At 61.2% G+C, this 12,742-nt stretch carries 10 protein-coding genes and 1 pseudogene; all 11 read left to right on the top strand.

Translation table 11 applies throughout. The annotated features are described in order from the left end of the window. Positions 1–10 precede the first annotated feature (10 nt). The 11 genes and pseudogenes from ACVWZT_RS24460 (at position 11) to ACVWZT_RS24410 (ending at position 12,735) form a co-directional block, all read left to right on the top strand. Complete coding sequence (locus ACVWZT_RS24460) at positions 11–1,180, top strand: phage tail tube protein (RefSeq protein ID WP_457471879.1); 1,170 nt, start codon at positions 11–13, stop codon at positions 1,178–1,180. Between the two features lie 57 nt (positions 1,181–1,237). Beyond that, positions 1,238–1,723, top strand: a complete 486-nt coding sequence (locus tag ACVWZT_RS24455) for a hypothetical protein (RefSeq protein WP_296230411.1) — start codon at positions 1,238–1,240, stop codon at positions 1,721–1,723. A 167-nt stretch (positions 1,724–1,890) separates the two neighbouring features. Then, positions 1,891–2,070, top strand: coding sequence for a hypothetical protein (locus ACVWZT_RS24450; RefSeq protein ID WP_296230410.1), 180 nt, complete (start codon positions 1,891–1,893; stop codon positions 2,068–2,070). Between the two features lie 80 nt (positions 2,071–2,150). After that, positions 2,151–2,570: a superinfection immunity protein gene (locus ACVWZT_RS24445; protein WP_457471877.1), complete on the top strand. Its 420-nt coding sequence runs from the start codon at positions 2,151–2,153 to the stop codon at positions 2,568–2,570. Between the two features lie 55 nt (positions 2,571–2,625). After that, positions 2,626–5,418 (top strand): phage tail tape measure protein, encoded by a 2,793-nt coding sequence (locus ACVWZT_RS24440; RefSeq protein WP_296230407.1) that lies wholly within the window; start codon positions 2,626–2,628, stop codon positions 5,416–5,418. Positions 5,419–5,434: 16 nt separating this feature from the next. Next, positions 5,435–6,019 (top strand): hypothetical protein, encoded by a 585-nt coding sequence (locus ACVWZT_RS24435; RefSeq protein WP_296230406.1) that lies wholly within the window; start codon positions 5,435–5,437, stop codon positions 6,017–6,019. After that, on the top strand, positions 6,019–6,621 hold the full coding sequence (locus ACVWZT_RS24430; protein ID WP_457471875.1) for a hypothetical protein: 603 nt from the start codon (positions 6,019–6,021) through the stop codon (positions 6,619–6,621). The genes ACVWZT_RS24435 and ACVWZT_RS24430 overlap by 1 nt, the downstream gene beginning before the upstream one ends. A 2-nt stretch (positions 6,622–6,623) precedes the next feature. Then, entirely contained in the window at positions 6,624–7,022 is a 399-nt protein-coding gene (locus ACVWZT_RS24425; RefSeq protein WP_296230402.1) for a DUF6950 family protein, read from the top strand. Next, positions 7,022–9,382 (top strand): annotated as a pseudogene (locus ACVWZT_RS24420) (phage tail tip protein J-related protein); the annotation flags it as partial. The gene ACVWZT_RS24425 and the pseudogene ACVWZT_RS24420, both read left to right, overlap by 1 nt. A 702-nt stretch (positions 9,383–10,084) precedes the next feature. After that, positions 10,085–11,680, top strand: coding sequence for a phage tail tip fiber protein (locus ACVWZT_RS24415; RefSeq protein ID WP_457472145.1), 1,596 nt, complete (start codon positions 10,085–10,087; stop codon positions 11,678–11,680). Beyond that, complete coding sequence (locus ACVWZT_RS24410; protein ID WP_457471874.1) at positions 11,680–12,735, top strand: hypothetical protein; 1,056 nt, start codon at positions 11,680–11,682, stop codon at positions 12,733–12,735. The genes ACVWZT_RS24415 and ACVWZT_RS24410 overlap by 1 nt, the downstream gene beginning before the upstream one ends. The last annotated feature ends 7 nt before the right edge of the window (positions 12,736–12,742 follow it).

Below are 12,742 nucleotides of genomic sequence, written 5' to 3'. Positions count from 1 at the left end.
GATATACCCCATGTCCAGTGGTGCAAAGCGCTCTACCGCGTGGATTCGCGAAGTCACCCCGGGGATCACCCCTCCAGGCCCATGGAACGTGCTGACCCGCGTCAGCTTCGGACTGGTGCCCACCTACAACACCGAAGAGAACAACGAGATCGGCGAGACACGGATGTCGCAGGGTACCGCCCAGACGACCGTGGATGTGGGCGGCGACATCGAGACCAAGTTCCGCTACGGGGCCTTGGACGAGTTCCTGGCCTCTTGCTTCGGCGCGAACTGGGTCGGTAACACCCTGACCATGGGTAACGAGCGCATTTCGTTCTCCATCGCCGCCTATGACGCGGACGTTGGTATCGCCGGCATCGCCCGCGGCGCCCAGGTTGATACGATCAACATCGAGGTCCCTAACGATAACGAGATCAGCGTCACCACCACGTTCATGGCCACCTCGTGGCAGGACAAGGCCGACAATACTTCCTTCATCGTCAGCCCTGCGCCCGAGGCCAGCCAGCGGCGCTACGGCTTCAAGGATGTGACCGGGCTGAAGATCAACGGCGTGCAGCTGGGTGACGACAACGCGTGCGTTGACACCTTCAACCTGCAGTTCGCCAACAATTCTCAGACCCAGCGCTGCATCGGCAACGGCAACCCGTTCGCCGGCAACATCATTCAGACCACCTTCGTGCCTGGCGGCTCAATCACCCTGAGCTGGTCCAAGACCGCGTACGAGTACTGGAAGGCGCAGCAGACCGGTGATTCACTCAGTTTCGAGTTCACCCTGAACAACGCAGATGGCGGCTACACCTTCCTCATCCCCGAGATGGAAGTCAGCGGCGACTGGCCTGACGGTGGCGCCACCGACATCGTCCAAGTGGAACTGAACTACACCGCGCGCCGCGTGCCGCCGACCATCACCCGCCTGCCGGCGCCGATCGTTGTGGCTGCTGTAGATGCCACTCCGGCCACCCTGAGCTTGGCAGTGGGCGACACCGGCGACCTCGAAGCCGTGGTTACCCCGGCCGGTGCCAGCCAGCAGATCACCTGGACCAGTTCCGCCCCGGCCATCGCCAGCGTGAGCGAGACCGGCCTTGTCACCGGCCTGGCCGTGGGCAGCGCCACCATCACCGCGACCAGCGCTGCAGACGGCACCAAGACCGACACCTGCGCTGTCACCGTTACCGCTTAACCCTTTGCCCGGCGCGCCCTGCGGTGTGCGTCGGGCCTTTTACCGCAGAGGAATACCATGGGCATCACCATTGCAAAGAAGCCTGAGCTGGACATCAACGGCGAGCGCTGGGTGCACTTCAAGGTCGGCCCGGACGGTCTGGCCGTGAAATGCGACAAGGGGCCGGACACTGCCTCGATCCTGGTCGCGTCCATCGCCAACCCGATCTACAAGTCGCACCAGGCCGTGATCCGCCGGCACCTCGCCGCGCTGAACCAGCAGGCCGGGGTTGGCACCGCTGGCTTCACCGTCGACTCGATCCCTGACGTCGAGCTCGAAACCGACGACGACCTGTTCATCGACCTGGCCGCTAAACACCTGATCAAGGATTGGCAGGGTATCGATGTCGAAGAGCGACCAGGCGAGCCGGCCAAGTACACACCGCAGCTGTGCAAGGCGCTGATCGAGCAACTGCCCAGCATCTACTTCTTGGCCCTGCGCACCGCCCTGGACATCGCCAAGCGCATCGAGGAGCAGGCCCAGGCCACCGCGGAAAAGCAGTAGCGGCATATCGCTGGGGTAGGGACTGGGCCGGGCCGGAGAACGAGAAGAAGCGCTGGAAGCATGAGCGCCTCGGGCTGAAGGCCCAGGAACCGCCGGAGATCGACGACGTCGTCGCCGAGATCCTTGAGGCCTACGGCCACATCGGCCGATCCCGGCAGTACGTCGGCATGGTCGGCGCGCCGGCACCGATTGCGCCATCCGCGATCGCCGAATACCTCGACCGATACCCCTCGGTGATATGCCGCGAAGAGTTCGACGCCGCCATCTTCGCACTGGACGACGAGTTCCGCCGGCGGTGGGATGAGCAGAATCAAAAAGAGGGCGAAAAAGCCAGGACCAAGAAGTAGTAGCGGTATCAGGCCATCCGTTGGTCCGTGCACCCGCGAAGTGCTAGCATCCAGCCATACGTTCATACAGGGATGAGTTTATGTTTGCTGTGAGATTCTTGGTTTTGGCATTTCTGGCTGCTTACAGCTTCGGCATGGGGACCATACCGGCCAATGAGCTGAATGCCTTTGGCAAGTTGGTCGTGTTTTCTGGGCTGATCAGCGTGCCGCTGCTTTACATGCTTCCCACAATCGAAGCTAAGTTGCGCGGGCATACCAATATCGCCTCAATCGCGCTTGTTAACCTGTTCCTCGGCTGGTCGCTGATTGGCTGGGTAGTCGCACTGGTATGGGCCTTCAAAAAGCCAGAAACGGCACCTGCAGTGGCCGCTCCGAACAATGAGGCGCCGGCAGTGGAACAGGCTGCCGCAGCCACAAAAACCTGCCCATTCTGCGCTGAAGATATCAAGGTGGAAGCCATCAAGTGCAAGCACTGTGGCAGCTCCCTAGTGGGGAGCTAACACCAAACACATACAAGACCCGCTTCGGCGGGTTTTTTTATGCCCGGAGAAAGGTATGACCCAGGAATCCCGCCTGGCGGTAACGATCGACTCGCGGGGCGCAAAGCGCAATGCGGACGACCTGACAACATCCCTTGAGCGCATGGAGAGGGCCGGCGATGCAGCGGCCTCATCTGCCGATGGTGTGAGCAGTAGCCTTGATGATCAGCGCAAAGAGCTCGCCCAGTTGCTGGGTCAGATCAACCCCACGGTTGTCGCCTTGGGCCGTCTTGACGACATGCAGGAAAAGCTGGCCAAGCTGAAGAAGGCTGGCGTCGTCGAGAGCGACACATTCGTCGAGTACACCCAGCGCATTAACACGATGCGAGAAGCTCTCGGCGAAACCACCACGACCATGAACAAGGCTGGAATGTCGGCCAAGGCTTACCAGGCAGCATTGCGTGGAGTGCCTGCCCAGTTTACCGATATCGCGGTCAGCCTTCAGGGCGGTCAAGCACCGCTTACGGTCTTCCTGCAGCAAGGCGGCCAGCTTAAGGATATGTTTGGCGGCGTTCTTCCAGCCGCCAAGGCTCTTGGTGGTTATGTCCTTGGCCTGGTGAATCCGTTCACAGTGGCGGCCGCAGCAGCCGGAACGCTGGCCCTGGCATACTACAAGGGCTCCGAGGAGTCGGATCGGCTTACCGATGCGATCATCCGAAACGGAAACGCTGCTGGTACCAGCTACAGCGAACTGGCAGGCCTTGCAGAACAGGTCGCTGCTACAGGCGCGACGGTTGGCGCGGCATCGAAGGTTCTCGAACAGCTTGCCGGGGCCGGTAACGCCCTCACCCCGATGTATGCGCAGATCACCAAGGCATCACTGGCCTGGTCGAAGCAGACCGGGGAAGACGTTACCAAGGTGGTCCAGTCCTTCAATGAGATCGCTAAAGGTCCAGTTGAGGCGGTGAAGAAGCTCGATGCAGAGCTCAACTTCCTTACTGCAAGCCAGTACGCGAACATCCTCTCCTTGGAAAAACAGGGGAAAACAATTGATGCCGCCAGGGCCGCTACCGATCTTTATGCTACTGCATTGAGTTCCAGGTCGGCAGAGATGGAGAGCAATCTCGGCTCTCTTGAGTCCGCTTGGCAATCCCTGGGCAGCTTCGCCAAGAAAGCCTGGGACGCGATGCTGGATGTCGGTAGAAAGACCACTCCAGAGCAGGAGTTGGCTGACGTCTACAACCAGATCGCCGAAGCGCGTAAATCCATCGGCAAGTTTGGTTCTGCTGCGAGCAGCCTCATGGGTGTGAACCCGGACAGCCTGAAAGCGCTCGAAAAGCGAGCCACTGAGCTGCAAGGCCGTATTGCCGACGAAGCCTGGAAGGCGTGGGAAGGGAACACCAACAGGTTTGTTCAAGACTCCGGCAAAAAAGGCGTTGACTTGATCAACTCGACGTTCACTGCCGCGCAAACCCAGACCCAGAAGCTGCAGAAACAGCTGGAGGATCTCGACAAGGCCCGTGCCGATGCGATGGCGGCGGGCGGCTTCAATTCTGAGCAAGAAACAAAATACGCCACAGCCCGGAAGAACATTGAGCAGGAAATCGCGGAGATCAAAACCCGCGAGGCGAAGAAGAACGCGCCGAAGAACGTCAATCGCGGCGTTGCCGAGGCGGAAAACACCTTCGCTCGCCTCTATGGCCAGTACGACCCAGCAGCTCAGGCCGCCCGGGCGCTGACCAAGGAGCAGGGCCAGCTGGACCTGGCGCTGAGCAAAGGCAAGATCAGCCAGGAGGAATACGGCAAGGCGCTGGCTCAGGCCTCCATGAACTATGCCGCCGCGATCAAGGGCGCGCAGGGCCTGACCCAGGCCGAGCAGTACCGCGCGCAAATGGAGCGGCAGTTGGCCACCCAGCGCATGGAGTACGCCGCCCAGGCGGACGCCGTGGGCATGGGCCAGAAGGACGCCTATCGCATGCAGGAGCGCCTGCGGATTGAGCAGGAGACGAACAACCGCATCCTGCAGCTGCAGACTGAGCTGGCCAACGCCCAAGGCGAGAAGCAGCGCCAGGACCTGCAAGCCCAGATCGATATCGAGCGTGAGTTCCTGCAGAAACGGGTTGCTGCACAGCGCGATGGCTGGGCCCAGATCGATCAGGCCCAGGCAGACTGGAGCAACGGCGCCCGCGGCGCTTTCCAAGACTATTTGGATAGCGCCAGAGATGTAGCAGGGCAGACTCGCGACCTGTTCAATAACGCCTTCGGCAACATGGAAGGTGCAGTGGTCGATTTCGTGAAGACCGGCAAGCTTTCCTTCAAGGACTTCGCTGACCAGGTTGTCGAAGATCTCATCCGTATTCAGGTCCGGCAGGCAGCGGCAGGCTTCCTTGGGTCTGCGCTTGGGTTCCTGGGTGGTGGCGGGGCGGCGGCATCCGGCAGCGGCACCATGACAGGGTTCAGCGAGACGATCTCTCGGTCTGGCTTCTCGACTGGCGGCTACACCGGTGACGGTGGCAAGTTCGAGCCGATGGGCGTGGTCCACGGCGGCGAATATGTGATCCGCAAAGAGGTGGTAAGTCAGCCCGGGGCTCGCGATTATCTGGATCGCTTGAACGCCAAAGGATACGCCAGTGGCGGTTTCGTCGGGGTGAGCCCTGCGGTTGCGGCTGCAGCAGTTCCGGCAGCGCCTTCAACTGGCGCCATGCCGTCCATCATCCAGCACATCAGCGTGCAAGGCACCGCAGACGAAGCGACCCTGGCCCGCATTCAGCAGGCAGCCCAGAAGGGCGCGCAGGATGGCTACAACCTGATGCTGCGCGACTTCAAGATGAACGGGCCGGCGCGGCAGCTGATCGCCCGCAACCGATAGTAAGAAGGAGTACTGCATGGCTATCCAATGGCCGGCATCGCTGCGCCCATCTGAAATGACGTGGGGCTTAGTCAACAACAGCCGCGCCTTTACCTCGACGCTCTCGAACGCCCAGCAGATCGTCGGGCAGCCGGGCGCGTACTGGCAGTGCACCCTGACGTTCGGTCTGCTTACCCGTGAGCAGGAGCGCGAGCTGTCGGCGTTCCTCGGGCGCCTGGACGGGCTTTTCGGCACGTTCAACCTGCCGGCGTTCACCCGGACCCGAAAGGTGAGCGTGGGAAGCCTCACCGTTGTGTCAGGGGTGGCCCAGGCCCGGGCCATCACGGTGGCCGGCGCCGCCGCGAACACCCCAGTTTTCGCCGTGGGGGATTACCTCACCGTGGCCGGGGAGATGTTCGAAGTGGTGGAGCCTGCTGCTTCCAACGCCCAAGGCCAGGCCATCGTGTCGGTCAACAAGCGCATCCGCAAATCGCTGATCGCCGGTACGCCGGTTGAATACCTCAACCCCTACGCCGAATGCCGCATGACGCAGGACACGTGGAACATGACGGTGCGGCCGGTTGTGGCCAGTGGCAGTTACCAGTTCAGGGAGGCCTTCTGATGCCCTCGACGTTCCCATTCAGCCAGAGCGTGGTAGATATCATCGCCACCGGAAAATTCCTCAGCGTGTACGCCTGCCAGCTCGACTTTGAAGACGGCCCTGTATACGCGCACACGGGTACCGGCGACCTGGTGATCGGCGGCATCACGTATCTGGGGGTAGGGCAGTTCGGCGAGGTAGGGCAGTCGCAGGAGAGCGACAACTCGAACTCGCCCATGTCGATCGACCTAGCACTCACCGGCCTGGACAGCTACATCATCACCGAGACCAATATCCGTGGCTGCCGCGGGCGCTCTGGCAAGCTGATGTTTGTCGTGTTCGACGAGCAGGGCAACTACGCCGCCGACATTCTGTTCTCCGGCCGCATGGACGCCGCCACCTTTTCCTACGCCGGCAACGGCGAGGACGGCAACAAGATCACCGTCCCGATCGTTGACCGGATGGCCGAGTGGAGCCGCACGGGTACCGAGCGCTTCACCGACGAGAACCACCGCGCCCGCCACCAGGGCGACCGCTTCTTCTATGCCATCGCCCAAATGTCCGAATGGCCCATCTACTGGGGCTCCAAGAAGGACTCCCCGACGTTCACCTACGAGAAATAGCCATGCGCTACCGAGACTGGACCACTCGCCTCAGCGAAGTGATAAAGGCCGCCTTAGAGCGGCCTTTTTCATGGGGTGAATTCGATTGCTGCCTGTTTGCGGCGGACTGCGCGGTAGCGGTGTGCGGTACCGACCCGGCCGAGGCGTATCGCGGCACCTACAAGACCGAGGCGGGCGCGAAGCGGGCTCTGAAGAAGCGGCACGGCAGCCTCGAGGCGGCTTGGGATGCCTGCTTCGCCCAGGTTGCGCCGGCTTTCATCCAGCGCGGTGACATTGCGATGTACGAAGCGCCTGGTGGCCGGTCCATGGCCGTGTACTGGGCAAACGAATTCTGGGCGACCACTGACGACGGGGTGGCCCGCGTGGTGTGCGACCCGCTTGCAGTCTGGAGAGTTGAATAATGTCAGGTGGCGTCAGGAAGATTGCTCAGGTCGCCGTCGGCGCGGTCATTGGCTTCGTGCAAGGCGGCCCGGTGGGCGCCGCCATTGGTGCCGGCCTGGCGTTCTACATGGCCGAGCAGCAGGAGAAGCTGAACACCAAGTCGCCGATGCGCGACAATGAGCCTTCGGCTCAGACCGTTCGCTCGTCCAAGGCGCCCGCCCGCTTCATCCTTGGCCGGGTCAGCACGGGTGGCGTGCTGGTCTGGGCGCAGGAGCAGGTCGGTGATCAAACCGATGGCGAGTGGCTGCACCTGGTCTACGTCCTTTGTGAAGGCCCGGTCGACGCATTGGAGAACATCTATCTGGGCGAGGAGGAGATCGCCACCTATGGCGAACATGCCTCCTATGAGCTGGTCGTCAACCCGACCCAGGTGAACGCCTTCCTCAAGGCCAACTGCCCGGACTGGAAAGGCGAGCAGATCGGCCGCGGGCTGTCGTTCGTGCGCCTGTCGCTCAAGTACAGCGCCGAGAAATTCCCGTCCGGCATCCCTGACGCACGCTTCATCGTCCGTGGCCGCAATGACATCTACGACCCGCGCAGCGGCATGTCTGTGTACTCCGAAAACACCGCGCTCCACATCCTCTGGTTCCTGCGCAACCGCTGCGGCGTGCCGGACGATGAGATCGTGTTCGAGACGTTCGCCAGCGGCGCCAACATCTGCGACGAGTCGGTCGCCAACCCTGACAACACCACCAGCCCGCGTTATCGCAGCAGTTGTGTGATCGGGGCCGACGAGCAGCGTACGAACGTACTGCAGAAGCTCGAAGCTGCCTGCGGCGGCCGGACTATCCGTGTGGGTGGTCGCTGGATGTTCCAGGCTGGGGCCTACTACGGTCCGTACGACTTCGAGATCACCGAGGACATGGTGGTCGGCACCATCATCGGCAGCACCGAGCCGACCAACGACGCCGCGATCAACACCGTGCGCGGCACGTTCATTGACACTTCTCAATCGTGGACGGAGACCGACTACCCCGAGGTCAGCATTGCAGAATGGGTCATCGAGGACGGCGGCGAGGCTGCAGAAACGCTGTCCTTTTCCTACGTCACTGATGCCTACCAGGCCCAGCGCTTGGCCAGCATCGAGCTGCGCCGCCGGCGCGCGGGCGGCACCATCAGCATTCCCATGAACTTCCTGGGCTACAACTGCCGGCCAGGCCGAGCCGTGCGCGTGAACCTGCCGTCACTGAACATCCTGGGCGAGTTCATCGTCACCAACTGGAGTATGGGGGCGGATCAAGGGTGTACCGCCCAGCTGCAGCAGTACGACCCTGCACAGTTTGACGACGCCGTTGGCCAGCCATACAACCCAATCGGCTTTATCAAAATGCCGGCGGGTGGCCTGGGTAGTCCCACTGGGCTCACTTGGTCAACCGATGATAACGCCGAGTCGGTACAAGGCATTTTGTCCTGGGCGGCGCCTTCTGGCGTGGTGATCAGTTACGCCATCACGGTTCGCCAAGGCTCGACCGCAGTTCAGGCGCAACAGGTGCCGGCGACGGCGCTCAAGCTGCCTCTGTCTGGTCTTCCATCGGGTAGTTACACCATGAGCGTGGCCGCTCTTGGGCCGCTGACTCGCTCCGGCGAGGCCAGCATCACGGTGAGTATCGACGGTCCGCCAATCCCGGAGTCGTGTGTTGTCCAGGCGACCATCGACACCATTACTCTGATCCCGAGCAATACACTGCATGGACTCAACGGCGGCACCTACGAGTACTTCTTCTCGACGAACCCGCAGGCAACCGAGGGTGAGTACCTGGGCCAAGGCCTGTCCCTGACCCACACCGGCCTGGCATTTGCCACCAACTATGCCTATTTCGTTCGCTCGAAGAATGCCTACGGGGTGAGCGCCTTCCTGAAAGTGGTGGCCTCTACATCGACTGATGTCGAGAACATGCTCGATGCGCTGAAGGACAAGATCGAAAACGGACAGCTGGCGCCGGCTTTGCGCGAGAACATCGGACTTATCTCTGGCCCGCCGACCATGCCCGGGTCTGTTAATGCTCGCCTCAAGGAGGTCAACGACCAGCTGCAGGAGCAGATCGACGCCGTTACCGACCTGGCCGATTCAATGCCCTACGACCCGGACAAGACCTACACCATGGACCAGGGTGTGCTGGGCGCCGATGGAAAGATTTACCAAGCCCGCCAGGCGGTTCCGCTCAACACCCCGCCGCCGAATGCCACCTACTGGACCGACGTCGGCCAGGCAGTGCGCACGGCAACTGGCTTGGCCGCGCGCGTGACCACGGTAGAGACCAAGGTCACCGAGCAGGACGGCGAGTTGACAGCCCAGGCGCAACGTATCGATTCGGTGCAGACGAGTCTCGATGGCAAGGCGAATGCCTCGACGGTGGACTCGATCGCCAACCGCGTGACGCAGACCGAGCAGGGACTCACCTCGCAGGGCTCGGCGATCACCGGTCTGACCAACAGCCTCGATACCACCAACGGCAAGGTCACTGCCGCGCAGCAGGCGGCCCAGGCAGCGTCGGATGCAGCGGGTGCAAAGGGGGAGGTGATATACGGTTCCACTGCGCCGGTAGCAGCCAAGCGTCTGGCGCAGAACCTTTGGATTGATACCACCAACAACGCCAACACGCCGAAGCGCTGGAACGGGTCGGCCTGGGTGGCGGTGACCGACAAGGTGGCCACCGACGCGGCGGCAGCGGCGGCATCTGCCATCGCTCAGCTGGCCAGCAAGGCTGATGTGTCGGCACTACAGGCCCTGCAGACGACCGTAACGCAGCAGGGCACAACCATCACCAGCCAAGGCACCTCGATTACCCAGATCAAGGCGTCCATCGGTCAGCAACCTGACAACCTGATCCTGCGTGGCAGTTTCGAGGATGGCCTTATTGATCCTTGGACCGGTGATGCCCGGATAACCAACGTCTCGGCGCATCCCTCAGCCGGCAAAGGCGTTTCGTTCTATACGAACAGCTTCTGCGGGGTGGAAACAAACATAGTGACTGCTGGCGGCGAACAGTTTGATCTGTCGGCAGATGTCTGGCCGGGCTACATGACATCTGGTCAAACAGCCCGGCTGCAGATGCAGTTCTTCGACAAAGCTGGAACCAACCTGGGCTATTTCAACGCTTTCTCGGTGGTGGCTGCGGCGACAGGATTTAAGTCCTACGCCGGGCGCATTACTGCGCCGGCGGGTGCTGTATCGGCACGGTTCTTAACCCGTACGGAGCCGGCGGACGGCACTGGTCGGTCGCTGTGGTGCAACATCGTTGCGCGCCGCGTCACCGCTGCCGACACTGCTAACGCGGATGCCATCACCACCCTTGGCGCGAGTGTCACCCAGCAAGGCGACACCCTGACCAGCCAGGGCCAGGCACTGACGCAACTGCAAAGCAGCGTGGGCGGAATTGGGGGGAGCGGCGCCAATCTGCTCGACAGTGTCTACAGCTGGCTGACTTCGGCTGCGTTGCCAGTCACTGGGGGCGCGTTGTTGACCAAGACTGGAGTGGCGGTGCCTGAGGCTGACTCCGGGTTTGGCTACTCTCTGGTAGCAGATACCAACAGCCTGTTTTCTTACATTGTGCTAGCTCCAACCAACAATCCGACGGCCTTCAACATCCGGGTTGAGCCTGGTGTTTACCTGGTGTCGATGTATGTGAAAGGCGGCACGGCCGGTTCCATGATGGCCAACCTATACGACGGAGTGACCTCTCGCTCGGTAACTCAGCCGTATACCACTGAGCGTACGCGCATCACGTTCCCAATCACCATTACGGAAAGCGGCAAGGTCGGTTTGCTGATCTATCCGAACCGGCATGCAGCGCCAAGCGCATCGATGGTGGTGGACTCGATCATGGTCGAGAAGCGAATCGGGGAGAGCAGCACCCCGTCGCCGTTTGTTGCCGGGCCCAGTGCTCGAGCGGTTAGTGGTCAGGCCACTGCCATCAGCCAGATGGACACGGTTGTGAAGCAGCAGGGCACGGCCATAACCGCGCAGGCCAATCGCCTGGATGGGCTGTATGTCCAGGTGAATCCGGAAATGGAAGGTGACAGCTCCGGCCTAGCTGGCGCTACGGGTGGCCTGGTGGGTGTCTGGACCGAGCAATCGGCCCGGATCGAGGACGGCATCGCCATGGGGCGGCAGGTAGAAACGGTCCAGGCGCAGATAGGCCAGACCAATGCGTCGGTTCAGCAGGTCAGTGAGGTCATGGCTGACATCAACGGAAGGGTATCGGCTCAAACCACGCTGAAGGTCGAGACGAACCAGGGCGGTCGCAAGGTCGTCTCGGGCATCGCGATCGGCAGCAATGGAGAGGAGGGCGAGATCCTGTTGATGGCCCAACGGCTGGCGATCATCGACAGCCTGAACGGCCAGACGATCCTTCCGTTCGTGGTCGAAGGCGGACAGGTGTTCATCAACCAGGCGGTGATCAATACCGCGTTCATTCAGCAGATTGTGGCCGGTATGACCATTCGATCTGCTGCGCTGAACGCCCAGGGCCTACCGTTGCTGGAGATCAACTTCGCAGCGGGTACGTTCACGCTGAGGGGGCAGGATGCCAACGGTTCAACGCTGCTCAACAACGGCGGTCTGTACGTCTACGACGCCAATGGCGTCGAACGGACAGCAGTCGGGAGGCTTACCTGATGGCTGATCTGTATGGGCTCCGGGCGCGGGATGCGTCCGGTGCCATTACGTTGGACACGACAATCACTCCAATCCGGTCGTTGAAAATGCTGCAGGTCACCGGAAGTGGTGCCTTTGATCAGTACATCGCAATTCCCGAGATACAGGCCACGTCATTTGTTGTGGTTGACGCTTTGTTTGATGGAGGTGAGGAAACATACAGCCCTCAGGCCTGGTACTCCCCGGGACAGCTTCAGTTGCGTCAAGCTGCAAATAGGCAGTGGCAGGTAATGATTCTGTCCCAGGGCGGTGAGCCCTTCTCAGCGCCGGGCAGCTACGGGATACGGGCTTTCAACAACAATGTTCGCACCCAAATCGACGCCGTAAACCGGGTGCTAACGATCCGTTACAGCGGCGACCTGAACATCGGTTTTCAAGGCCCAGGAAGCGGTTCGCAGATCCAGTGGGGTGAGGTGACGTTCGCAACACCAATCACTACCTATGAGCGCCCGCTGATTTTTCTCAACGCTGCCAACTACATGATGGTTGGCAACTTCCATGTGAAAGGAAGTCCGGGCAATTGGACGGGGTTTCGCATAAAGGCTTGGAACAACAATCAGGCGCATGGCGAGGTCGCGTTGTATCCAATGCAGATCAAGTGGTTCTGCGCGAGCTACATGACCCCCAACACACCGACAGACAACTATGGTGCATCCGTTCGAGACGCCTCTGGCAACCGGACGTTTGTCACGACAGCCAACCTGTCGTTGCTGAACGGTCAGCCAGCCAGCAACAGTTTCATTCAGGCCGGCAACCCGATTGCCGTGGGTGCCTACTACGCCCCGAGCCAGCAAATGCCATGGACTGGCAGCTATGACGACTATGTGCTGGCCAATGCCTTGTTCTCCTGCACCAACATTCAGCAGACCACCCAGCCGATCCGGGCCAACTTCGGAGGTTTCTTGCCTGGTAACCGCTCAGTCTTGCAGATGTATTGCGACAACGCCTCGGGGATCAACCCGCTCACAGCCAACGGGCGAACGCTGTTCGCCTCCAGGCCAATGAAGCCGCTTTAAGGACTCT

The organism is Pseudomonas sp. TE21394 (genome assembly GCF_054057835.1).
Note: the sequence above shows the minus strand (reverse complement) of the source record. Positions and strands in the feature narration are given on the sequence as shown.